We start from the raw sequence: 24,086 nt of genomic DNA on the forward strand, positions 1-24,086 counted from the left end.
GGCTCAGTCTGAGCGCGCTCCCATCAGAGACTGCCAGGACTGCATTGCCTGCAGCGCCGGTGCCGATGCCATGACAGCCGCAACGCCTGCGCGGGCATCGCCACAGGCGATCAGAGTAAGGTCATCTGCAAGAGGCACCAGCAGCCCGCCATCAGGGCCGCCGGCAGGACCGTTGCGCATGCCGGCCACGAAGGCCTCCAGCCGGGGGAACCACGCGGGGTCGCCGGAACATCCCGCACCGGCCTCTTCAGCTCCGCCAGTTGCTGTCAGGTCGTTCCAGTGCAGGCAGGCAACTGTATCCGTTGCAATACTCTCCAACATCACGGCAACACCGCTCATCTGGTGCCGACCTGCAAGGGCCGCCCGCAAGGCAGGGACCGAAGCGCCGGTGTCCGGGTCGCCCGCCGTGCCGGCACGCCCTGCGTTGGTCAGAGTGACTTCTGCGCCGGTCTCGCAGATCAGTCCGAGAACGCCTGCAAGGGTGGTCACGTCCGTATCTCCGGGCGCGTCATCACCAAGCCCGACCGCAACAAGCCGCCGGTTCGCTACGTCAAGTGCGCCAAGCTGAATGCCGTCGGCGCTGAGTTTCAGGGACCGGGGCAGCACAGTTTCGTTGATCTCGCGCAGGAGCACTTCCAGCGCGGCGGTTCTGTCTCTGGGCAGGGTCTGCGCCAACTCTGCGCTGCCAAGCCGGGCGAGCAGCCCTGCCAGAGCTGCGTCGGAAATGCTGTTTTTCTGTGGTGCGGACATCAGATCTGCTCCCCTGTGTTCTGCGGATCGGTAATGACGCAGGACAACAGCATCGCGGCGTCGCTTTCTGCGGGTGCGGCAAGGCAGATGGCTTCGTCACCTTCCGCGTCCGGCCGGCCGAAAGCTTCAGTGCGGCGGGCGGTGAAATGCAGCGCTGCGGCAGGCGGGTGCCCAGGGCTGATCGCGCCGGCAAGCGCAAAACACGCGGTAGCACGTGCGGCAAGGCTGTCGAGAGCTTCGCGCGGGCAGGGGGCGGGGCTGCTCCAGCTCAGAACAAGGCCTGCACCAATGTCGGTATAGGCGGCAAGGTCGCTTTGCTCTGCTGTACTGCGCAGTGCGTCCAGTCTGTCCTGCATGTCCATGGTTGGGTTTTCCTGTGCTGGGCGTTATTCGCCGGCCATTACATCTCGGTCAGGGCGGGCATCGGGGCGGCGTCGTCCGGACGTGGTGTCCGCGCGCACGCGGCGGGGCTGTATGTGACCGTCAGGCAGCGGCGCTTCGTCTTCGGGCTCGTCAAAGAAATAGTCCTTTTCCGGCACGGCACGCGCAAAGTCTGCCGGAGCCTCGCTGTGGTGTCCTGCGCCATCGGCACTGCGATTGCCACCGGAGTTCATCAGCAGTTCAATCAGATGCTCGCAGAAAGGTGCCACACCGCTGGTCTGCCAGATGTCCAGATCGTCGTCCGCGTTCAGCGCGTCAAGGAGCGATGCCGCATAGACCGCCGAAAAGAGACCATCGGTCTCGCGGCGGACCCGCCGCAGCACGCGGTCTTTGTCACGCTCGGTGCGCAGCTTGTCAAACTGTGTGATCAGCAGGAGGTTTTCGCCCCGCGTACAGTCGCGCAGGATCTCCCATATCGCGGCCTCGGACTGGCGCCAGGCCTGGGTTGCATGGGTGCACCAGACGACGTGATCGGCCTCTCCCACAACGGTTTCCCACATGTCGGTGGGCATGTTGGGATCGGAAATCCCCGGCATGTCGATCAGATCACAGAGCATCAGCGTATCCGCCTCCATCGTCAGATGGATGTGCTGTGTCTCATCAAGGCAGATGCTGTTGAGGTCCTGCAGATCAAACGGGATGCGGTTGCCGTCCATATCCACCGCATGCGCCGAGGACGGCCCGTAGGTCATCAGAACCGGGGGCAGGCGGGTCGCGGTCACCTTCATCGGCAGGGGTGCCGAACCCAGCAGGATGTTGGTCAGTGTGCTTTTGCCGGCACTGAACTCTCCCATCAGGGCCAGACGCGGACGCGGCGCCGCCGTATCGCCGTTCAGCGTTTCGGGTGTCAGGTCATCCATGATCTGCTGGCTCCATATCTGGCATTGCAGCGTAGGCCTGGAGCTCTTTCAGGATTTCTTCGAGCTGTTCCACGCGGTCAGCCTCTCCGGCACCGAGGCAAAGACGCTGCAGCCCGTCTTTGTCACCACGGCTGTTGCCAATCTCATAGAGCACATCGCGGTTCTGCTCGATAAACCCCGTCATGGCGCCGATCAAATCAGCGTTGATCTCGTCTGGCTGGGTGTCGCGGACGCGTGCCATAAATTCTTCTGTTTCGGCTGAAATCAGCGAACGGAACCGTTTGGCAAATGCCTGATAGCCACGTGTGCGGCGCCACCATGACTTCCACCATCCGTCATTGAAATCGAGTGCGATGCTTTGCGCAAGGGAGACAGGGGCAGGCATCTCGGGCACATCAGGCACCGAAAGCTGCACGCCCTCGACCGCCTTGCCGAAGGCTCGAAAGTAAAAGCCTGCAAGCTCTTCTGTCGCGGCCTCAAAATTCTTTCTGGTCACGGACTGTGCCCTCGAGGCATAGACCGAGAACGCGGATTTCAGCAGCATGCGCAGACCTGCGGGATTGTATTCCCACATGTGCTCTGCGCCGACTTTCTCCAGATGCGTGATCAGCGAGTGGGTAGCGCGATCCACAAAGTTGATATGGGCGCGGTCTGCACGCGCGCGGTAGTTTTTCGTCACATCTGAAAGGTCGCTGTGCATCGCATCGAGGTGGCGTTTGGTCAGCGCCTCAAGCTCTCTGCGGATTTCCTGCATGGTCAGCCCGGTTTCGGTTTCATCGCCGCTGATCATCACCTTGTTGGCGGCCTGCTGTCCGGTGGCGATTGTTGCCATGGACGTCGCCGTGCGGCGCAGAAGAGCATTGCCGATGCTGCTGACGACCTGATTGCCGATCGCTCGCTGCAGAGCAGGCATCCCTGAGAGGTGCCAGAGATTTTCAGCCGCCGAATATCCGTGCTGACCGGGGTTTTTTGCCCGGTCGGACATGCCGCTGAGGCGGGCGGCAGTGGATTCTGTCTTTTCGTCAATGCTGTCGGACAGGACCATATTGGCCCACCAGGCACTGCCAAAGAGAATATCGGCACCTTCTGGTCCGTTGTTTTCCGCAAGCACCCTGCGGATGCTGGCCTCGATCTCGGGGATCTGATTTTCCGGATCGCGCAACTCGTCGATGCGGTTCACAAAGATGATCACGTCACGCGACGACATATTTGAGATCAGCCGGATCAGGCCCATATCGACCGAGCTCAGCGCCTGATGCGCTGAGAGCACGACAACACAGATGCGGCTGTTGCGCACAGCGTTAATCGTTACCTGTTCGCGCATCATGAAGGTGTCGTTGACGCCGGGCGTGTCGCGCAGACAAAGCGGCACCGGACATGTCGGGCTGTGCAGGGTCAGATCGGCGGATTTGGTAATATCGGCAAACCTGCCCTGGGTATCTCCGCCCGTATCGGTATCTTCGTCCTCAAAGACGTCGTCACCAAGGCAGATGTATCGTTCCAGCAGTTCTTTGTCGAAATAGCCGTAGTCATGTTCCTGACCCAGCAGCATTTCAAACTTTTTGCCGAGACGGCGACGGGATTTCTCGCGCAGTTCTTCAACCTGCTGACGAATTTTTTCCATCTCGTCGCCCGCACCGGCACGATCAGCAAGCTCACCGAGGCGGCCGCCCTTCTGCACGAGGCGGTCCCATTCGTCGGCCTTCATCATCTGAAAACACGCGCCGATTTCGCTGCGGGTTTCGCCGGGGATGAGATGCAGCGACGTTACAACTGACGTCCACGGATTGACGTCGGACGGCAGCAGATCAGACCAGCCTGCAACGGCATTCACCAGGGTGGTTTTACCGGATTTGACCTGACCCAGAAATGTGATCGCAGGCTCGGATTCCTCAAGCTCGCGCTGCAGCCTCGCAAGCGGGCGTGCGGCGGCATCGCCGGCAAGTTCGCTCAGCCGGTCCATCAGGTCCGACAGCCGCGCGCTGCGTTCAGCAAGCTCCTGCAACGGCTCCATTCCTTCCGTCAGAAACGGGGGGGCCATCAGGGCGTTGCTCTCTGCTTCGTCAATCTGTGGTTTTACATTCATTTTCGGGCCCGGAACCTGCTACGTGGCCTCATGTGAGGCCTTTGACTAAAAACTGCTCTTTATCTGTTGAAAGGTTTAGGGGTCATATCTGGCAAAGTTGTGGTGGGAATCCGGCACTGTTTCGACAAAAGAGCGCCGGTCCGGAGATTTCATCACATTGTTTCTGCATGGATTTCCTTGCGCATCTGAACCATCAGAGCGAGCGCGTCAGTGGCTGCTGCGGCGCCGGATTCAGTCGAGAGCAGCGTGATCAGCTGCTCTGCATCAGTCACCTCATCTCGCAGTGCGGTAAAGGCCGGGCTGTCACAGGCTGTGCTCTCCAGCAGCAGCGCCACATCGGAGGCACATTGCGCGCAGGCGGAGAGAACGCGGCTTGCCTGGGGACCGGGAAGATAACCCTCTGCCGGGCGCAGATCACCTGCGAGCCGGTCGATCAGCGCCAGCGCCTGCCCGCAGGCTTCGGCCGGGTCGGCGGGTTCGGCAGTCGACGTCACCACTGCTGTCAGGTCGGGGTCCGGCACCGGCGATTTTGCCGGTGCCTGTGCCACCCCGGCGCGATCGAGCAGAATGCGCGCGTGGTCCATATCAGCCATACGACCGGCCGCAATCTGATGCTCAAGTCCTTCCATCAGTGCGCTGCCACCGCTGGCCGTCAGTAACGACGGATTGGCGTCCGTAGCCGTTTTCCGCGCGGCAAGCGCCTGCAGCGTCGCCACCGGATAAAGGCCATAAAATTCTTCCGCCGCGCGGGCATCCAGATCTTTAAGCCGGCGCGTCAGGACACCCTTCACATGCAGCTGATCGGCCTTGGTCAATGCCAGGAAACTGCGGTCTTTCAGGTGATCGGGCGCAGAGGCCCAGAGCATGTACTCGCGGTCGTCGAAATTCTGGGTGCACCAGAGCGCCACGTCGGCGCGCTCAAGACCCCAGTCGAGAAAATCCTCGGCCTTGTCCTGCTGGTCGGGCAGGGATACTTCGATAAAGCTCCGGTCGCGCAGTATTTCTGACGGAGTCTCGATGCTTACACGCAGAACGTCGGAGCTGAGCTCTGCCGCATCCGGCGCGCCGTCAAAGGTGACCATTTCGCCGTTGTGAAGCTCGGTCACCACTTTCGGTGTCTCACCCCAGGTCAGCTCGGTGATCGGCACGGCGCCAAGCGAAGGCATCAGATCGGTGCCCGCCAGCATATTGATCAGACTGGTTTTTCCACCACCGGCAAGGCCCGCCACCACAATTACCGTCGGGCGTCTGAGGTGTTCAAGCAGCCGTTCGCCGGTATCGCGTGCCGTGCCGGTCATCCGGTTTGCCTGCATCGCGTCGGCGAGCATTTCGGTGAGGTTGCGGGTATCAGCGAGCGCGTTCATCATCTGCCTCCTGCGGGGCGGGCACTCATCATCAGCTTTTTCTCGCCATGCAGATTGAGAAAGAGCCTGCGCCCGGGTGCTGCGGTTTTCTGTTCTGCGCGCGGTGTTTTTACCTTGAGCACGCAGATTGCCACGTTGTCCTGTTCCGGGTCGTCGAGATCGCCGATTGCTTTCATCAGCGCGGCGCCGATCTCTTCACCGGATTTGTGGCGGTGTTCATAAATAAGCTGGGCAATCTGCGGTTCGGTCAGGAACTGCAGGCCGTCACTGGCAGCAATCACGATATCAAGATCGCGCAACTCAACCGGCACGTCGCGGCAATCAACCTCGGGGATCGGGTCACCGATCAGAACCGACGTCAGACACTGCCGGTCGGGATGCTGTTCGGCTTCGCCGGCGTCCATTTCGCCTTTGCGGACCATCCGGTCCATGCGGCGCGCCAGCGAGTGTTCTTCGTTCAGCCGGAAAAGCCGGTTGCCGCGGAAAAGATACAGCGGCGAGTCGCCCACAGAAATCCAGTAAAGCCGGTTGTTGATCACGACGGGAGCCACCAGCGTGGAACCCATGCCCTGAACACCCGGCCGGCGACGGGCATAGCTTGCCACGCTGTCGTTGGCGCATTCGGCAGCGGCCCGCAGGATGCTGCCGATATTGTCTTCAAGCATCGCCGGATCACCGGAATGCATCTTCAGTTCGCTGAAGATCTCAGTCACCACAATCTTGCTGGCGATATCGCCCGCTGCGTGCCCGCCCATACCGTCGGCGAGCACGATAAAACCATACCCCGCGCCCCGGGAAAAATCGATGGCAAGCGAGTCTTCCTGGTGGTCACGGCGACCCTGGCTGATCGCCGGGGCCGCGTCGTAAAGATATGCGACGGGATCAGGCATATTTCGCGTCTTTTTCCGCCGGCTTGTCCCAGGAGAAGTCTTCTCCGCAGAGCGCGATCAGACGCAGGGTCGTCTCGCCCACACGGATGGTATCGCCATTGCGGATCTCTTCTGTGCTCAGAAGCGGTTTGTTGTTCACCCGGACAAGATTTGCCTTGCCGCTGTGTCCGATGAAGAACTGGTTCAGTTCGCCGTCATAGGCAATCGACACGTGGTTTTCGCGTGAAATGCTGTTGTCGCCGAAGTTCAGCGAAACCGCCTGTGTTGTTCCACGACCGACCTTTGAGACACCGTCGTAAAGCGTGAAGGATGCGCCGCGTCCCGGGCCTTCGATCACGACAACCCAGCCAACTGCGAATTCGCTCTGGCCGGCCTTTTCGGCGCGCGCCATCGGATCCGTGCTTTCCGCTGTGCCAGGCGTGAAGCCCAGAAGGCGGGTTTTCACACGGCCCGAGCGGCTGCTGCCACGGCCAGGGGCGGGGGCAGGCATCTGTACCGGCGCACCGGAGACGGCCTGGGCCACGCTCATTTCTGCGGAAACCTCGTGACGCGGTGCTGTACGCTCCGCGGCCATGGCACGGCGCAGTTCCGCAATGGACGCGGTCGTGGTGTCAGCGGCGGCCTCAGGGGCATCCTCTTCAAAAGCATCGGCTTCCTCTTCGGTCTCGTCGGAGGCCGTCGGTGCGCCGGCAAAGAAACCGGCCGCATCGTCTTCGTAGACTTCGTCCTGATCATCGTCAGAAGCAGCCTCATCGCCCGGTGCGACCTTCTGCGCAAAAAGCGCATCCATCGGATCGGGGGACTGTTCCTGCTCTGCTGTGGTGTCCGCATTCAGATCGTCTTCTTCATACCCGTCGTCAGCATATCCGTCATCGGCGTATCCGTCGTCGTCAAAGTCCTCATCTGCAAAGTCCTCGCCTGCGTAGTCATCACCGTCGAATTCGCGCTCAAGGGCGTCAAGATCCGCAATGGGCGGCAGGGGTGTTTCAGCCGTCGCAGGCGCCTGAAGATAGGCACCGAGGTCCAGTGCGTCGCTTTGCGCGTCCTGCGGCTCAAGCAGCGCGTCGTCCGCTGGCGGTTTCTCCGCCTGGGCGGAATGGCGTTTCTCGTTGATGATATCGCGAATGAACTTCATGGGGATCTCCGTGGGGAAAATCAGTCTCTTGACTGCTCGTTGGACTTTTTGCCCGGCATGCAACGGCTCAGCAGTCTGGCCATGCGTGATCGTCCGGGGGGTGTGGTTGCGGGCTCATCTGTCGGGGTATCGTGGTAGTCCGCAGTCTGATCGCTGCGTTCCTGTTCTTTCAGCCAGGTCGAGACATCTTCGATCGGGTTACCGAAGATATCGACGACGTTCTTTCTGGGTGCCGGCTGGGCTTCGATCTCACGGCGTGCGCGGGTTTCCATGCCCGGCCGGCCGGGGTCGAGCTCAGTGTTTGTTTCTTCGACCAGCCGCGAGATTGTGCTCTCCAGGATCGGGTCAAATTCTTTGCGCGCCGGTGCGGGCGGCTTCAGCAGTGGCAGACTGTTGAGCGTTTCCATCCATTCGGACGCAGAGGCAAAACGGTCTTCCTGCAGCACATTCATCGCGCGGTCGACCGTGGCGAGGATGTTATAGTCACAGTCCCATGTCCCCCGGGTCAGAGGGATACAGGGATCGGGCTCACCGGCCGCAGTGGCCGACAGCCGGACCTGACAGCAGGGCGGTGCCTCGCCGGTTATCATGTGAAAAAGCGTGGCGCCAAGAGCATACAGGTCACTTGAAAAATCATGCAGCGTGTCAGGCAGATAAAACTCATGCGGCGAGTAGCCGTCCTTGACCGCGATCAGTGAGGAAAAGACGCGCTCACCGGGTTTTGGCTGTTCGATTGCGGCGCCAAAATCGATCAGAGTGAGAATGTCCTTGTCATCAAGCAGGATGTTGTCCGGCGAAATATCACGGTGCAGCACACCCTGGTCATGGGTGTAGCCAAGCGCGTCCAGCATCTGATCGAGTACCAGCCGGATAAAGCCGGGCGTGACCCGGGCCGGCTGTTCTTCGATGATGGTGATCAGATCAGCGCCCATGACCTGGTCCAGCGCCATATAGGCGGTGTTGTTTTCCTCGAAGACCTGATGCACGGATACGATATTGCGGTGGCGGAATTTTGCGATGCTGCGCGCCTCGCGGATGAACTGTCTCCGCAGGGCGATCAGCTGCCCCTCAAATCCTGGCTCGGAAGCACGGACTTTGCCGTCCGCACGTTCGCACAGATCGCCTGGAAAACACTCCTTGATCACGACCTCGCGGTCGAGGCTGTCGCGCGCCACATAGGTGATACCGAAACCGCCGCGCTGCAGCTGACGTTCGATCTGATACTGTCCCTGCAGCAGGCGTGCGCCGTCGGGCAGTTGGTCACCCTGAGGGCCGTCCTCTATTGCTGACATCCGGTTCATCTGATCGCATCCGTTTTGCATGGGTTAAGACGCTGAAGAAGCTTTGAGTGTTTTTTTCGTACAATGTTATTGATCGGCGGAGATTGTGATCAGAACATGGCGATGCTGCGTCCGCTCAGTGGCGAGAGGCGCTTTTTCGCACTTGTAATCAGTTTGATGCGGGAATTGTTTCCTGGCACGCCGGGACGCGCACCGGATCGAACCGGCATGCAGAGGGCAGCGTGACGATGTTTTTCAGCCGCTGAAAAGCACCGGCAGCGGCGCGTCGCGCAGCAGTGAAAGTGTTACCGAACCCACAACGAAATCATGGATCCGCGAATGCCCGAAGGCACCCGTTGCGATGAGATCGGCGCCTTTCTCAAGAGCGATCTGTCCCAGCAGTGTCGCGACATCGCGGCCATGTCCGTCCCGGCGCGTGATCTCCGCGCTGAGCCCGTGCCGGGCGAACATGCCGGCAAGATCCAGCGCGCTGTGATCGCTGAGTTCATCCAGCAGTTCCGGGCCGATGTGGACGACATCGACCTGTGCGCCTTCGCGGGCCAGCGGGATGAGGTCATGAGCGGCCCGCGCCGCCTCTCGCGTGTCACTCCAGCCCAGCATGATGTGGTTCCCTGCCGGCGGCCCTTTATATTCCAGCGGGACGACGATCACCGGCCTGCCGCATTCACGGATCACCCGTTCCTGCACATGACGGTGATCATAGCGGTCGGTTGCTTTGTCGTCATGCGACATGATGATGAGGTCTGCAGCCCGCGCGCTTTCCACCAGCCTGTCGGCCGCCGAAACAGACTGCGCCCGCAGCAAACGCCATTCACTCTGAAAATCCGCATTCTGACAGGATGTTCTGAAAATCGTTTCAATGGCCCCGGCCTCTTTGATCTGGCTTTCGTTGAATGCGCCAAAGGCCTGGTCGGGGATGTGCATGGCAATGCCGGGATAGACGACCAGCGCTTCGATGGTGTGCAGTCCCACCAGATGCGCGTTATGCGCGCGCGCCAGTGGCACAGCGAACTTCAGCAGTGTTTCAGCGTGCCTGCTGGTGGTCAGGCAGACGTGGATGGTTCTGATGGTCATCGGCTCTCTCCCGCAGGTGTTATGCGGCGCACCCGGTCCGGCCGGGCCCGGGGCGGCCCGCACAGACATCTTAGCCATATCAGCGACCACGACCTTGATCGTGATCAAGCCCGCTTCACCGGACCATTAGTGCGCTTGACACTGCACGGCAGTTTTGCGCTAACGGATATGTCCCACAGGCTGATGCGAGACGGGCGGGAGAATGCTGATGGAACGGGTGTTTCACGAAGATACGCTGCTGACAGGAACCGGAGCGGACTGCGTGGCGCGCGCTCTCTTTGACGTGGCGCGCGATCTGCCGCTGATATGTCCGCACGGGCATACCGATCCCGCGTGGTTTGCCACGGATGCGCCTTTCGCCGATCCTGCCGCCCTGCTGGTGACGCCGGATCATTACATCACTCGCATGTTTGCAAGCCAGCGAATGCGCCTTGAGGATTTTGGTGTGGAACGCGCCGATGGACGCGGCAGTGCGCCTGATCCCCGGGATATCTGGCGGCGGTTTGCGGAGCACTATTATCTTTTCCGCGGCACGCCGACACGTCTCTGGCTCGATATCACCTTTGACCGTCTCTTCGGTCTCACGAGACCTCTCTCTGCATCAACTGCGGATGAGAGCTTTGATCTTATCAGCGAGAGGCTGGTATCCCCGGAATTCCGCCCCCGCGCGCTTTTTGTACGCTTTAACATCGAAGTGCTGGCCACTACCGATGGTGCGCTGGATCCGCTTTCCCACCACCGCGCGCTGGCTGACGGGTCATGGTCGGGGCGGATCGTGCCGACCTACCGGCCGGATCAGATCACTGACCCGGACCATGAGGACTTTGCCGCCGGCCTGAAGGGTCTGGCAGAGATCACCGGAGAGGATACCGGCACATGGGCGGGGTATCTTGAGGCGCACCGCATTCGCCGGGCGTTTTTTCGCGAGCTGGGGGCCACTGCCACGGATCATGGCGTGCCCGACGCAGCTACGGCGGATCTTGCGCCGGGCGATGCGGCAGCGCTTTATGACCGGGTGCGCCGTGACCGGGCAGAGCCAGGGGATGCTGCCCTGTTCCGGGCACAGATGCTGACCGAGATGGCACGGATGAGCGCAGAGGACGGCATGGTCATGCAGATCCATCCCGGCGCGCTGAGAAACCACAACAGAAAGGTGTTCGCAGCCTACGGAAGGGACAGGGGTTTCGATATCCCGACCCGCGCCGAATTCACCCGCAGCCTCGCACCACTCCTTAATGCCGTGGGTGATGCGCCCGGGTTAAAGATCGTACTTTTTACGCTGGACGAAAGTGTCTATGCGCGCGAACTGGCCCCTCTGGCCGGCGCCTGGCCCTGCCTGACGCTCGGGCCGGCATGGTGGTTTCACGACAGCGTCGAGGGCATGCGCCGGTTCCGCGAACAGACGACCGAGACCGCCGGGATATATAATACCGCAGGATTTAACGATGACACCCGCGCCTTTCCGTCGGTGCCGGCCCGCCACGAAGTCGCGCGAAGGGTCGATTGCGCATATCTCGCAGGGCTCGTCGCGGATCACCGGCTGCGCGAGGACGAAGCCTTTGAGATGATTGCCGAGCTGACAACCGGTCTGGCGCGGCGCACCTACAGGCTGTGACAGGTGCGGCCTCTTGTTCGGGCATGTCTGCGGGCTAGGTGGCAGCGCGGGAACAGGGGACGGATCAGATGAGTGATAAACCGAAGATTGCAGTTATAGGTGCCGGCCTCGCGGGTATGCGCCTGACACAGCGCCTGCGCGGTGCTGCAACCGTTACCGTCTTTGAGAAATCCCGCGGGATCGGCGGGCGGATGTCCACCCGCCGCGCCGGAGAGAGGCGCTTTGATCACGGCGCGCAGTATTTCACGGCCCGTGGTGCTGCGTTTCGCGATTTTCTTGCCCCCTTTGTTGCGGGAGGAACCGTGGCTGTGTGGGAGCCGCGGCTGATGAACGAGGTCGTCCGGGATGCGGCGGGGCCAGCCGGTGAGGATGATGCAGGCAGCACGCGCTATGTCGCCTGTCCGGGCATGAACAGCCTGTGCAGGGCGATGGGGCAGGGCGCAGATGTGGCCCTTGCGACGCGTGTGGCCACAATCAGCCGCGACGGCGCCACCTGGTCACTGAAAACGACAGGAGATACTTTACTCAACGGGTTTGATTATGTGCTCTGCACTGCGCCCTCGGTTCAGACAAAAGACCTTATGCCAGCTGAATTCGCCGGGCATGAGGCGCTTGCCGGGGCAAGGATGGCCGGATGCTACAGCCTGATGCTGGGGTTTGAACTGCCGCCTGCGCTTTCATGGGATGCGGCCTTTGTCAAAGACGGCCCGCTGTCATGGATCGCCGCCAATCACAGTAAACCGGAGCGCTCCGGCGCTGAGATGCTGTGTCAGTCGGATAATGCATGGGCAGACGAAAACATCGAACGCGATCAGGATGAGGTGCGCGAAACCCTGATGGCCGCGTTCACGGAAGTTACCGGAACTGACGCCCGTCAGGCGGATTATAAAAGCCTGCATCGCTGGCGTTACGCAAAGATGACAACGCCTGCAGGCGCGCCCTGTCTCTTTGACGCGGCGCGCGGACTTGGCGCTGCGGGGGACTGGTGCGGTGGCGGGCGGGTCGAATCCGCTTTTGACAGTGGGAATGCACTGGCGGATGCGGTCCTGCAGGACATGCGCTCCGCTCAGCCCGGCGCGTAGTCCTGAAAAAGCCGCGTACCCCCCCAGATTATGAGCTGCAGGGCCAGCAGAAACAGAACCGCATTCAGCGCAACGCGGAATTTGCGCTCATCGATACGCAGCAGAATGTGCCGCCCGGCGACCGTTCCGAGAAAGCCTGAGCCGATCAGCAGCGCGACAAGCCCCAACCAGTGGGCAAAGGCAAATCCCAGCAGCGCAAAGGCAATGGTCTTGAACAGGTGCTGCGCGGTCATCAGCAGCGCGTGGGTGGCCGAATAACCAAGGCGATCCAGATCGAGAGTTTTGACATAAGCGGCCACAAACGGACCGGTTCCACCGAAAAACATCGTCAGAAAACTGGAGAAAAGCCCGGTGACGGCCGCTGAACTGCGCATGCTGGCGGGCGGTTTGAAGAGAATGGTCCAGAGAATAAAAAGCCCGACGCCGACCCGGATCATCCCGGGATTTAACTGCACCACAAAAGTGCCGCCGATGGCCACACCGACACAGGACCCGATCAGAAACGGTACTACCGTCGCGGTGTGTATATATTTTATAAACAATGCGGTACGGCCCACGTTTGATCCAAGCTGCACAAGGCCGTGCAGGGGGATGATCGCAGGTGCCGGCAGAAAGACCGCCATCACGCCGAGCATAACCGCGCCGCCGCCGATGCCGAATGCGGCTGTGATCAGCGAGCACAGAAAGCTGACGGCAGACAGCCCTGCGGCGACCCCCGGACCCAGCCCGCCGTGCATGATTTCCCAACTCATCGCGGCCTAACCGGCGCGGCGGGTGCTTGGCGGCGCAGATCCGGGGGGCGGGTTCGTATCATGCTGTCTCCGGTTTTGTTTCCGGGCGACGATAACGTGCTGTTCGGGGCCCGCAATCGGTTTTGGGTGGCGGTGCCGGGCAGGCGGCGCAACGGCTGAAAAAGCCGGCAGGTGGGCCACAGGTCTCTTCCGGGGTGCTGCTGCGACACTGTATCCGGGCGCTGGCAGGTTGTTTGCAGGCTGCCGGCCTTGCACAGAACGCGCATTGCGTCATCTTAAGCTGCGAGATCATTCCGGAAAGGCGCGGCATATATGCTCCTGCAGATCAGGCACCTGTCAAAAGATTACCTTTCGGGCGCCGCCCGGACAGAAGTTCTGCGCGATGTGAGCTTTGATCTGGACGCCGGAGAGACACTGGCGCTCGAAGGTGAATCCGGCAGCGGCAAAAGCACGGTCCTGCACCTTATAGCCGGGCTCGATTCGCCCACCTCCGGCAGCATCCTGCTGAAGGGGCGGGAAATAAACGGCCTGCCCGATCAGGCAGCGGCGGGGATGCGGCGCTCAGATGTCGGCGTTATTTTTCAGCAGTTCAATCTGATCCCCAGCCTGACCGTGGGCGCAAACATTGCCTTTCAGGCCCGGCTGGCCGGGAAGGAAGATACCGCCTTTGTCAAGGAGCTGGCTGAGCGGATCGGTCTGGCCGATCAGACGGAAAAATATCCCGAAGCGCTCTCCGGGGGGCAGCAGCAACGGGTGGCCATTGCCCGCACTCTCGCCGCGCGACCGGCGCTGATCCTGGCGGATGAGCCGACAGGCAACCTTGACGAAAGCACCGCCGACGCGGTGCTGGATCTGATGCTGGAAAGTGCTGCCGGGGTCGGGGCGGCAGTGCTGATGGTGACCCATTCCGCCCGCCAGGCCGCGCGCATGTCGCGCCGTATCCTGCTGCGCCACGGCGTGGTGCAGCCCCGGTTGCAGGTCCCGTCACCATGACGCGGCACGGGCTGGCGGTTCTGCTCTCGCACTGGCGGCGCAACCCGTTGCAGCTGCTGACGCTGGTAACCGGTCTGGCGCTGGCAACGGCACTCTGGTCGGGCGTGCAGGCGATCAATGCCGAGGCGCGTGCGAGTTATGCGCAGGCCTCCGACACGCTGGATGCCGGTGATATCGCCCGGATTATCCGCACCGACGGTCAGGACATCACCATCGCGGAATATGTGGCACTACGCCGCGCCGGCTGGCTGGTGAGCCCGGTGGTCGAGGGGCAGTTGCGCGGAACGGAACCGGGCATCAGGATCACCGGGATTGAGCCGCTGACACTGCCCGGACGCGGAGCATTTGGGCAGGCTGAGGAGGGCATAACCTTACCTGACGGATTTCTGAGCGATGCCGGTCTCCTGATGGCGAACCCCGACGATCTGACGGCGCTTGAGCCGTTTGGCGTGCCGCTTCAGGTGGATCCGGACCGGCGCGCAGGCACGGCGCTCACAGATATCGCCACGGCCCGGCGGCTGCTCGGTGAGGACGGCAGCATCGGATGGCTGCTGCTCGCCCCCGAACAGCCCCTGATCCGCGCCGTTCTGCCGGTGGCCTATACCGTGAGCGAGCCGCTGGTGCAGAATGATGTCGCGCGCCTGACACGCAGCTTCCATCTTAATCTCACGGCCTTCGGGCTGTTGTCCTTTGCGGTTGGTATCTTCATTGTCTATGGCGCTGTAGGTCTTGCGTTTGAGCAACGGCGCGGGGTTTTCCGGACGCTGCGCGCGATGGGCATGCCGCTGCGCCGGCTGATGCTCTTGCTGGTGCTGGAACTGGGGGTTTTCGCTCTTCTGGCCGGGGCGACGGGTATCGCGCTGGGGTATGTGATCGCGGCAGCTCTGATGCCGGATGTGGCCGCGACCCTGCGCGGGCTTTACGGGGCGGAGGTCACCGGGCAGTTGCAGCTGCGCCCGGTCTGGTGGCTCTCGGGCATGGCCATCGCACTAGGCGGGACTGCGGTTGCCGCTGTCGCCGCGCTCTGGCGTCTTGTCAGGATGCCGCTGTTGTCTTTCAACCACCCGCGCGCGATGCGCGTGCAGGCGGATGGCTCAGCGCGTCTTATGCTGGTGGCCGCAGCGGTGTTGCTGAGTGCGGCGGCTCTCTTTGCCGCCTTTGGCTCGGGGCTTTTTGCAGGATTTGCGCTGCTCGCCTGTCTGTTAACGGGGGCGGCATTCTGCCTGCCTCTGGTACTGTCGCAGGTGCTGAAAATGGCGGAAGGTGCTGCAAACGGCGTGCTGTCGCAGTGGTTCTGGGCTGACACACGCCAGCAGTTGCCGGGGCTGTCGATGGCGCTGATGGCGTTGCTGCTGGCAATGGCGGCCAACATTGGTGTCTCGACGATGGTGTCAAGTTTCCGGCTGACTTTCACCGGCTATCTCGATCAACGTCTTTCGGCAGATCTTTACCTGCGCGCAGGCTCCCCTGCTCAGGCCGGTGATATCGTTTCCTTTCTTGAGGATCGCGAAACGGATGTTCTGCCGATTGCCTCGGCGCCGACACGCATCGGCGGTCTGCCGGCGGAGGTATTTGGCCTGCGTGATCATGTCAGTTACAGAGAAAACTGGCCGGTGCTCGACGCTGTGCCGGCGGTCTGGGACAGGCTCGCTGTCGGGGACGGCGCGCTGATCAACGAGCAGATGGCGCGGCGCGAAGCCCTGGGCCCGGGCGATACCCTTCCGGGCGGCGATACTGTTCTGGGCATCTACAGCGATTACGGCAATGCCGCCGGGCAGGTGATCATCTCCGAGGCGCTTTTCGCCGCGCGCTATCCGGAAATCACACCGGTTCAGTTCGGTCTGGTGTCAGACGCGCCGGCGGCCCTCGCAGAGGCCCTGCAGGACCGGTTCGATCTGCAGCCCGATGCGCTGATAAATCAACGCGACCTCAAGGCGTTCTCGCTTGAGATTTTCGAGCGAACCTTTGCCGTGACGGCAGCCCTGAACGTGCTGACCCTGTCGGTGGCGGGCCTAGCGATCCTCATCAGCCTGCTGACGCTTGCCACCATGCGGCTGCCGCAGCTGGCACCGGTCTGGGCGCTTGGTCTGACGCGCCGCGATCTTGCGGGTTTCGAAATACTGCGTGCCGTCTGCCTCGCCACGCTTACAGGTCTGCTGGCCGTGCCGCTGGGGCTGGCGCTGGCCTGGGTTTTGCTGGCGGTGGTCAATGTTGAAGCCTTCGGCTGGCGTCTGCCGATGTATCTTTTCGCCGGCGATATGCTGCGGCTGGGCGGGCTGACGCTGCTGGCGGCATTGCTCGCAGCTCTCTGGCCCGCCGCACGCCTTGCACGAACACCGCCCCAGAAACTATTGAAAGTATTCAGTAATGAACGGTGATTGGATCAGAGCATTTGTGTTTTCTGTGATCCTTTCGGTGCTACCGGCGGGTGCCGGTGCTCAGGGGTTTGCCGGCCTTGGCGCGGACGCTACCGGCTTTGCGTTTCCCGACCGGGACGTGCAGATTGCATTTCCGCGTGATCACGGCGCGCACCCTGATTTTCGCATCGAATGGTGGTACCTCACTGCAAACCTTCAGGCAGCGGACGGTACAGAATACGGGCTGCAGTGGACGCTCTTCCGCAGTGCCGGCGCACCGGTCGAGAAAGAAGGCTGGTCAAGTCCGCAGGTCTGGATGGGCCACGCGGCTGTCACGACGCCTGACCGGCATTTCGTGGCCGAAAGGCTGGCCCGGGGCGGGATCGGTCAGGCGGGTGCCGAAGCTGAACCATTTCAGGCCTGGATCGACGACTGGGAAATGCGCGCCACAGGTGCGGGCATTGAGGCGCTGAGCATGCGCGCGACCGGCCCGGATTTTGCTTACGATATGACGCTCACCGCGCAAGGGCCGCTCGTCTTTCACGGAGACGAGGGGTATTCGGTGAAGTCGGCGTCGGGACGGGCCAGTTATTACTATTCACAGCCGTTCTACGAGATTGCCGGAACGCTGAAGCTGCCCGGTGGTGATGTGGTCGTCACCGGCACTGCCTGGCTTGACCGGGAATGGGCGTCGCAGCCCCTCGGTGATACTCAGATCAGCTGGGACTGGTTCTCTATGGCCTTTGATGGCGGGGCGCGGCTGATGGGGTTTACGCTGCATGACAGTGCCGCGGGTGACTATACGGCCGCGACCTGGATTGACCCGGATGGTACAACCACTGCCTATCCCGACGGAGCCTTCCGGGCCCGGCCTCTGGAGACGGAAGAGGTGGCGGGCCGTGAGGTGCCGGTCGTCTGGCAGGTGTCGTTGCCGGACCGTGCGGTGGACGTGACCGTGACCGCAATGAACCGGCAGGCCTGGATGGATACGCTGGTGTCCTACTGGGAGGGCCCGGTGCGCATCACTGGCAGCCATGCCGGACGCGGATACCTCGAAATGACCGGCTACTGAGTGTCGCATACGCGGCATCAGGCTGGTTCTGTGCCGGTACCGGTGATATTTCAAAGCCAGGACAACCGGAGGAGCCGTACCATGTCCCGCGCCCGTACACTGACACGACGCACTGTGATGACCGGCGCACTCGTTCTGGGGGGCGGGGTGGCCTTTGGCACCTGGCGTCTGCTGACACCTGACGCCAACCCGGTGCTGGCAAGTCTTGAGCAGGGAGCGGCAAGCTTTAACCCCTGGGTGCTGATAGAGCCGGGGGGCGTTACTCTGATCACACCGCATGCGGATGTAGGCCAGGGCGTGACCTCAATGCAGGCGCTGCTGATTGCGGAAGAAATGGATCTGGAGCCGGGTGGTTTCGTCACCGCGCCGGGGGTGCCCGCGCGGGCATACCGGAACCGCGCACTCTCACAGGATGCGGTACCTTTCATGTCCACCGATCAGCGCTTTGTGGCGCGTGCCGGCCGGTCGGTTGCCGAGGGTGTGATGAAGCTTCTCGCGCTGCAGGTTACAGGGGGGTCAAGCTCGGTGCCTGACAGCTATAACAAACTGCGCCGCGCCGGTGCGGTGGCCCGCGAAACGCTCAAAGCTGCGGCCGCCGCGCGAACGGGTATTCCGGTGACGCAGCTGTCGACCGCGCAGGGGGCTGTCATATTGCCAGACGGTGAGCGGATCCCTTATCCGGACCTGACCTCTTACGCGGCAGAAATCCCGCCGGTGACTGATGTGGTTCTGCGCCCGCCGTCGGCCTGGCGTCTGACGGGACAGCCGGTGGAACGCATTGACATCCGGGATAAATCAACCGGCACGACCCGCTACGGCATTGATCAATGGCAGGCGGACATGCTTTTTGCCTCGGTCCGCGCAAGCCCGCGCCGGGGCGGTGCTCTGCTCGGGTACGACGCCACTCTGGCGCAACAGATGCCCGGTGTTCTGCATGTGCTGGATCTGCCCGGCGCGGTGGCGGTGGTTGCTGACAATACATGGAATGCCTTTCAGGCGCTGGAAGAGATCAGTTTTGACTGGGGCCCGGCGCCTTTTCCGGCAGAGCAGGACGCGCACTGGCAGATCCTGAGCGATGCCTTTGACACCACGCCCGCGAAAACCTGGCGCAATGACGGGGATGTGTCCCGTCTGTCCGGGCCCTGGCGGGAATACCGCGCACCCTATGTCGCCCATCAGCCGCTGGAGCCGCTGAACGCCACGATCCGGGTTGACGGTGAGCGTGCTGAGATCCGGACAACCCATCAGATGCCGGGACTGGCACGGGATAAGGTGGCGAAAATTACCGGGCTGCCGGCAGCGCGTGTTAGCTTTCACAACCTGCCGGGCGGGGGCAGTTTCGGGCACCGGCTCGAGTTTGATATCATCGAACAGGCCGCAGAAATCGGCCGGCAACTGCCCGGTGAAACCATCAAGGTGACGCTCAGCCGGGAAGAGGATTTCGCCCGCGACATCCCGCGCCAGATCGCGATGGCCCGCGCACGGGGGGCTGCGTCCGGGGGGCAGGTCACCGCACTGGATCTGCAGATTGCCGCACCTTCTGTGACGCGTTCCCAGACCGGGCGCGCGGCGTTTGAAGTGCCGGGGCCCGACCTGCAGACGGTGGCCGGTGCCTGGAACATGCCCTTTGCGATCCCGGATCTGCGGGTTTCGGGTCGGGATGTGGAGGGGCTGGCGCCGGTCAGTTCCTGGCGGTCGGTCGGTGCTGTAACGGCGGGGTTTTTCGCGGAATCCGCGCTTGACGAACTGATCCGTGATGCGGGCGCTGACCCGATGGCCGAACGGTTGCGGCTGGTCCGGGACCCGGTTGCGCGCGGCGTTCTGGAGGCTGTCGCTGAGATGTCGGACTGGGGCAGGGGCGTGGCCCCGGCAGAAGGGCGCGGTGTGGCGCTGGTCAGCTCATTCGGCGTGCCTGTGGCCCAGGTGGTGGATGTCACCGCGACGCATCAGGGCATTCGTATTGATCGGGTATTTGTGGCAGCGGACGCGGGCCCGATCCTTGACCCGGTGAATTTCGAAAACCAGGTGCAGGGCGGCGTTGTCTGGGGGCTCGGCCACGCGATCAACAGCGAAATTACCTATGCAGGCGGCGAGGCACAGCAGAGAAATTATCATGCAGCACCCGGTTTACGGCTCTGGCAGACCCCGCAGATTGTTGTGCGCGGGCTGCAATCCGCACGCGACATCCGCGGGATCGGCGAGCCACCGGTGCCGCCTGTCGCCCCGGCACTGGCAGGGGCGGTCTTTGCAGCCACCGGCCAGCGCCTGCGCGAGATGCCCTTTGCGCGTCACGCAGCCTTTGTCTGAGGCGAACGCTCTCTCTTGCGGGTGTTGCGATTAATGCTATCCCTGGAACCTGATCGCGACACCAACAGCCACCGGAGGCCCCATGGATTTTGCACTCAGCGAAGAACAGAGCGCCATTTTTGACATGGCATATGCCTTTGGTCAGGAGCATATCGCACCTTTCGCGCGCGACTGGGAAGCGCAGGGTACGATCCCCAAAGATCTTTGGCCCCGGGTGGCTGAACTTGGTCTTGCCGGTATCTATGTCTCTGAAGAATACGGCGGATCCGGGCTGAGCCGTCTGGATGCCACGCTGGTTTTCGAGGCGCTTGCAATGGCCTGCCCGTCGGTGGGCTCTTTCCTGTCGATCCACAATATGTGTGGCGGGATGATCGATACCTACGGCTCGGAGGAAATGAAATCAGCCTGGCTGCCGAAACTCTGTGCGATGGAAAAGATTTTCTCTTACTGTCTGACCGAACCCGGATCGGGTTCTGACGCATCAGCACTGCGCACACGCGCCGCGCGGACCAATGAAGGATACAGTCTGACCGGAACCAAGGCCTTCATTTCCGGAGGCAACTATTCGGATGTTTATCTCAGCATGGTCCGCACCGGCGATGACGGCCCGAAGGGTATTTCGGCCATGCTGGTTGAGGCGGGAACGGATGGTCTGAGCTTTGGCGGACCGGAGCAGAAAATGGGCTGGCGCGCGCAACCCACGGCACAGGTTCAGTTCGACGACTGCCGGGTGCCTGCGGAGAATCTCGTGGGCGAGGAGGGGCGCGGTTTCGCCTATGCGATGTCGGGGCTTGACGGCGGGCGCCTGAATATTGCGGCTTCCGCTTTGGGCGGCGCACAGGCGGCGCTGAATGCAGCCCTTGCCTATACCGGTGAGCGCAAGGCCTTCGGGCGGTCGATCGATCAGTTTCAGGCACTGCAGTTCAAACTCGCAGATATGGAAGTGCGCCTGCAGGCGGCCCGGATTTTCCTGCGTCAGGCTGCCTGGAAACTGGACGCCGGAACGGCCGATGCCACTAAGAACTGTGCGATGGCCAAAGTGTTTGTGACCGATGCCGCCTTTGATGTTGCCAATGACGCGCTGCAGCTGCACGGCGGCTATGGCTACCTGGCCGATTACGGGGTCGAGAAAATTGTGCGGGATCTGCGTGTGCACCAGATCCTTGAAGGCACAAACGAAATCATGCGGGTTATTATCTCGCGGCAGCTGCTGGCGGCGCGCGGCTGAGCGCAGATCTCGCAGCCGGTTAAGCGGCGGTTTACCTGTTGGGGTCATAAAGACACTGCGCGGTTTCGCGCGCCTCGTATTTGTGACCCCTGACCGGATAGCCATGTGATTTCAGTACCGAGTGCCGCCGATATGATGTCTGATAAGCCGCCCAGACGGGTGCTCATTGTCGACGATTCACGGGTTTTGCGGGCCTGGCTCTGCGCTGTTCTGTCCTCTGATCCGCGTCTGGTAATCGCCGGGGAAGCAGCCGATGCGGTCGCCGCCCGTGACTTTCTGCGCGGTAACCCGGTGGACGTGATTACGCTCGATATCGAGATGCCGGGAATGAGCGGGCTTGAGTTTCTGACACGGCTGATGCGCGCCCGACCGACCCCGGTTGTGATGATGTCGGGTCTGACAAGTGCCGGCAGTGACGCCGCGGTTCAGGCGCTTTCCCGCGGTGCCGTCGATTGTATGGTCAAGCCGACCGGCGATTATGGAGACGAGCTTACGAGCGACATCTGTGATCGTGTCTATCACGCGGCCTGCACGCGTCCGGCACGTACGAAACGTCCGGAGGCAGCCGTGCCTGTGCGCACATCTGCTCCGGCCGTTTTCGGGGCCGGAGGTCGTATCTGCCGCCGCGGATCGGTTTTTCTGATCGGCGCGTCGACCGGGGGGGTGGCAGCCCTTGAAACCGTTCTGCCAATGCTGGATCCTGCCGGGCCGCCCGTCGTTATCGTACAGCACATGCCAGGCAATTTTCTCGTCAGCTTCTCTGAGCGGCTCAACAGGCAGTTGCCACAGAACGTATATCTCGCCCGCGAAAACCATATACTGGAAAGAGGTGATATCGTTCTGGCGCCGGGCGACGGGCAACACACCGGAATTTATCGTAAAAACGGCGGATGGATGTGCCGCTTTCTGCCCAATGATCCGCCCGCTCTTCATTGTCCCTCTGTCGATGTACTCTTTATGTCTGCAGTGAGCGAGGCCGGGAATGTAACGGCGTCACTGCTTACCGGGCTTGGCAGGGACGGGGCGAACGGACTGCTGGAGCTTTCGCGCGCCGGCGCGCGGACAATAGGCCAGAACGAGGGCACCTGCGTTGTCTATGGCATGCCGCGAGCGGCATATGCGATCGGTGCAGTTCAACGCGAACTGCCGCTGGATAAAATCGGTCCGGAAATGCGCGATACCCGACGTCGCACCGCGCGCTCCCTGCGACCGTCGGGGAATGCCAGGACATGAGATCTGCGAACAGAGTTCACATCACCCAGGGTGAACGAGGTTCGGGCACCGACCCTGACCTTGTGATCAGCACAATACTTGGATCCTGTGTGTCGTGCTGTCTGTGGGACCCGGTGGCTGGTGCAGGCGGCATGAACCATATGCTGCTGACCGTCAGTACGGCAAAAAAGGGGTTTTGCAATCTCGCAGGGATCAATGCGATGGAACTGCTGATCAATGATATTCTCAAGCTCGGCGGCAGGCGGGACAGGCTGCGCGCAAAAGCCTTTGGCGGCTCGCGGATGGTTTCAGGCCTCAGCGACATTGGTCGGCTGAACAGTGATTTCACGCTCGATTTTCTGCGACAGGAAGGCATCACCTGTGAGGGTCATTCGCTTGGCGGGTCATCCGCCCGGCATCTGATGTTCTGGCCGGCGTCGGGCCGTGTGCTTCAGAAAGTTCGTGAAGATGCCCCGGAGGAAACACCGGCTCAGGTGCGCGCTCCGGAAAACACCGGCAACGATCTCGAGCTTTTTTAAAAGTACTGAACTTGCGGACAGCGTCCGACACTGGCTCAGAATTACCATCGGCCCTGGCTTCGCCCGTTCATGTAGTTTCATAAGCTTTGCAAAAAGAGCCTGGCGGTTCCGATCCAGCCGCGTCAGACGTTTTCGCTCCCGCCTGCCACGTATTTAGCGAATGGGAGTTTCGGACTCCCGCTTGCAATGCAAGTGAGGCCTCAATTGATTCGCGAAAATTCCGGCACACCATGGGAACGATGAGCTCAGCGCTCCGCCTTCAAAACAGATCAAGCTCACCGGATGTTTCGGTCTCGATCTGACGATTTTGACAAACTTCACTGCTCAGCAATTTTTGCGTGGAGTTGAGTTTCAGCCTTTGAGCGATCCTCTGGAGATCGGAGTCCCCGGAGTTCTGCGCCTGTTCCCGCTTGTTCAGCAAATGCATCAAGAGAGCCATATCCTCCAGCGACTGTCGCAGGAAATCAAGGCCCTGGATTTCAGTTATCGTCGCGCCGGAGGTGTTCCCGGATCGTAAGACCGTTGCTCCGACCGCCTGTTCTATCGTGAAGACCTGTGCTGCCAGTGCATCCAGGTGCCCCGAAACCCGCGCAAGAATCTTTCCGACCGTTTCACCTTCCGAGCAGGGTTCTGTCATTCAAAGACGCCCGACGACGGCTTCGATGCAGTTTCTTAGTCCCGCCTGCTCGAACGGTTTCTTCAGGTAATTATTCATTCCCAGTTTTTTACCGTGGTCAACGATCTGCTGTTCGGCACGACCTGTGATAAGAATGAAACCGACACCCTTGGTTTTTGGTGTGGCCCGCAAATGGTGCAACAGCTGCAAACCGTCCATTTCCGGCATATTGTAATCGGAGATCACCAGATGAACAGGATGCGTCGCAAGGGTTTTCAGCGCATCCATACCATTCTCTGCCGTCGAAACATTTCGCACTCCAAAAGCATCCAATGCCTGGGTTATCAACCCCCTGCTGGTCGACATATCATCAACAACCATGATCCTGATCTGATCGCGTAAAGACATAATT

Annotated in this window: 21 protein-coding genes; 9 read left to right on the plus strand and 12 right to left on the minus strand. The window is 61.5% G+C overall.

All coding sequences use genetic code 11. The annotated features are described in order from the left end of the window. Nucleotides 1–3 precede the first annotated feature (3 nt). The 9 genes from G3256_RS08310 to G3256_RS08350 all read right to left on the minus strand — a co-directional run bounded on the left by G3256_RS08310 (nucleotide 4) and on the right by G3256_RS08350 (nucleotide 9,901). Nucleotides 4–750 carry a hypothetical protein gene (locus G3256_RS08310; RefSeq protein WP_169640373.1) on the minus strand — a complete coding sequence of 249 codons (747 nt, stop codon included), beginning with the start codon at nucleotides 748–750 and terminating at the stop codon, nucleotides 4–6. Then, nucleotides 750–1,112, minus strand: a complete 363-nt coding sequence (locus G3256_RS08315) for a hypothetical protein (RefSeq protein WP_169640374.1) — start codon at nucleotides 1,110–1,112, stop codon at nucleotides 750–752. Before G3256_RS08315 ends, G3256_RS08310 begins: the two co-directional genes overlap by 1 nt. A gap of 24 nt (nucleotides 1,113–1,136) precedes the next feature. Then, nucleotides 1,137–2,051, minus strand: a complete 915-nt coding sequence (locus G3256_RS08320) for a dynamin family protein (RefSeq protein ID WP_246227855.1) — start codon at nucleotides 2,049–2,051, stop codon at nucleotides 1,137–1,139. After that, entirely contained in the window at nucleotides 2,044–4,137 is a 2,094-nt protein-coding gene (locus G3256_RS08325) for a dynamin family protein (RefSeq protein ID WP_169640375.1), read from the minus strand. Before G3256_RS08325 ends, G3256_RS08320 begins: the two co-directional genes overlap by 8 nt. Nucleotides 4,138–4,289: 152 nt before the next feature. Then, a complete protein-coding gene (locus G3256_RS08330; protein ID WP_169640376.1) occupies nucleotides 4,290–5,501 on the minus strand; it encodes a GTPase domain-containing protein in 1,212 nt (403 codons plus the stop codon). After that, complete coding sequence (locus G3256_RS08335; RefSeq protein ID WP_169640377.1) at nucleotides 5,501–6,391, minus strand: PP2C family protein-serine/threonine phosphatase; 891 nt, start codon at nucleotides 6,389–6,391, stop codon at nucleotides 5,501–5,503. The genes G3256_RS08330 and G3256_RS08335 overlap by 1 nt, the downstream gene beginning before the upstream one ends. Beyond that, nucleotides 6,384–7,526, minus strand: a complete 1,143-nt coding sequence (locus G3256_RS08340; RefSeq protein WP_169640378.1) for an FHA domain-containing protein — start codon at nucleotides 7,524–7,526, stop codon at nucleotides 6,384–6,386. The genes G3256_RS08335 and G3256_RS08340 overlap by 8 nt, the downstream gene beginning before the upstream one ends. A 20-nt stretch (nucleotides 7,527–7,546) precedes the next feature. Continuing rightward, nucleotides 7,547–8,827 carry a serine/threonine-protein kinase gene (locus G3256_RS08345; RefSeq protein ID WP_169640379.1) on the minus strand — a complete coding sequence of 427 codons (1,281 nt, stop codon included), beginning with the start codon at nucleotides 8,825–8,827 and terminating at the stop codon, nucleotides 7,547–7,549. Nucleotides 8,828–9,061: 234 nt separating this feature from the next. Then, the gene (locus G3256_RS08350) at nucleotides 9,062–9,901 is read right to left on the minus strand and encodes a universal stress protein (RefSeq protein WP_169640380.1); all 840 of its coding nucleotides are present in this window, start codon (nucleotides 9,899–9,901) and stop codon (nucleotides 9,062–9,064) included. Nucleotides 9,902–10,109: 208 nt separating this feature from the next. Here G3256_RS08350 and uxaC point away from each other — a divergent pair, with 208 nt between their 5' ends. Together uxaC and G3256_RS08360 are read left to right on the plus strand one after the other, a co-directional pair. Continuing rightward, complete coding sequence (gene uxaC, locus G3256_RS08355) at nucleotides 10,110–11,516, plus strand: glucuronate isomerase (RefSeq protein WP_206040806.1); 1,407 nt, start codon at nucleotides 10,110–10,112, stop codon at nucleotides 11,514–11,516. A gap of 68 nt (nucleotides 11,517–11,584) precedes the next feature. Further along, on the plus strand, nucleotides 11,585–12,598 hold the full coding sequence (locus tag G3256_RS08360) for an NAD(P)/FAD-dependent oxidoreductase (RefSeq protein ID WP_169640382.1): 1,014 nt from the start codon (nucleotides 11,585–11,587) through the stop codon (nucleotides 12,596–12,598). Here the strand turns inward: G3256_RS08360 and G3256_RS08365 are convergent. Further along, nucleotides 12,583–13,350 (minus strand): sulfite exporter TauE/SafE family protein, encoded by a 768-nt coding sequence (locus G3256_RS08365; protein ID WP_169640383.1) that lies wholly within the window; start codon nucleotides 13,348–13,350, stop codon nucleotides 12,583–12,585. The genes G3256_RS08360 and G3256_RS08365 overlap by 16 nt on opposite strands. Nucleotides 13,351–13,662: 312 nt before the next feature. Between G3256_RS08365 and G3256_RS08370 the strand changes: the two genes are divergently transcribed. From G3256_RS08370 to G3256_RS08400, 7 genes are all read left to right on the plus strand, one after another. Next, a complete protein-coding gene (locus G3256_RS08370; protein ID WP_169640384.1) occupies nucleotides 13,663–14,343 on the plus strand; it encodes an ABC transporter ATP-binding protein in 681 nt (226 codons plus the stop codon). Next, entirely contained in the window at nucleotides 14,340–16,721 is a 2,382-nt protein-coding gene (locus G3256_RS08375) for an ABC transporter permease (RefSeq protein WP_169640385.1), read from the plus strand. The genes G3256_RS08370 and G3256_RS08375 overlap by 4 nt, the downstream gene beginning before the upstream one ends. Next, on the plus strand, nucleotides 16,711–17,772 hold the full coding sequence (locus G3256_RS08380) for a lipocalin-like domain-containing protein (protein ID WP_169640386.1): 1,062 nt from the start codon (nucleotides 16,711–16,713) through the stop codon (nucleotides 17,770–17,772). The genes G3256_RS08375 and G3256_RS08380 overlap by 11 nt, the downstream gene beginning before the upstream one ends. An 81-nt stretch (nucleotides 17,773–17,853) precedes the next feature. Continuing rightward, a complete protein-coding gene (locus G3256_RS08385) occupies nucleotides 17,854–20,079 on the plus strand; it encodes a xanthine dehydrogenase family protein molybdopterin-binding subunit (protein ID WP_169640387.1) in 2,226 nt (741 codons plus the stop codon). An 82-nt stretch (nucleotides 20,080–20,161) separates the two neighbouring features. After that, complete coding sequence (locus tag G3256_RS08390; RefSeq protein ID WP_169640388.1) at nucleotides 20,162–21,307, plus strand: acyl-CoA dehydrogenase family protein; 1,146 nt, start codon at nucleotides 20,162–20,164, stop codon at nucleotides 21,305–21,307. A 105-nt stretch (nucleotides 21,308–21,412) separates the two neighbouring features. Beyond that, nucleotides 21,413–22,540: a chemotaxis-specific protein-glutamate methyltransferase CheB gene (gene cheB, locus G3256_RS08395; RefSeq protein WP_246227857.1), complete on the plus strand. Its 1,128-nt coding sequence runs from the start codon at nucleotides 21,413–21,415 to the stop codon at nucleotides 22,538–22,540. Then, nucleotides 22,537–23,058 carry a chemotaxis protein CheD gene (locus G3256_RS08400; RefSeq protein WP_169640389.1) on the plus strand — a complete coding sequence of 174 codons (522 nt, stop codon included), beginning with the start codon at nucleotides 22,537–22,539 and terminating at the stop codon, nucleotides 23,056–23,058. The genes cheB and G3256_RS08400 overlap by 4 nt, the downstream gene beginning before the upstream one ends. A 259-nt stretch (nucleotides 23,059–23,317) precedes the next feature. Here the strand turns inward: G3256_RS08400 and G3256_RS08405 are convergent, their stop codons facing one another. Together G3256_RS08405 and G3256_RS08410 are read right to left on the minus strand one after the other, a co-directional pair. Then, nucleotides 23,318–23,695, minus strand: a complete 378-nt coding sequence (locus G3256_RS08405; protein ID WP_169640390.1) for a hypothetical protein — start codon at nucleotides 23,693–23,695, stop codon at nucleotides 23,318–23,320. Beyond that, entirely contained in the window at nucleotides 23,696–24,082 is a 387-nt protein-coding gene (locus tag G3256_RS08410) for a response regulator (protein ID WP_169640391.1), read from the minus strand. Nucleotides 24,083–24,086 lie beyond the last annotated feature (4 nt).

Source organism: Roseobacter ponti, from assembly GCF_012932215.1.
GTDB lineage: Bacteria > Pseudomonadota > Alphaproteobacteria > Rhodobacterales > Rhodobacteraceae > Roseobacter > Roseobacter ponti.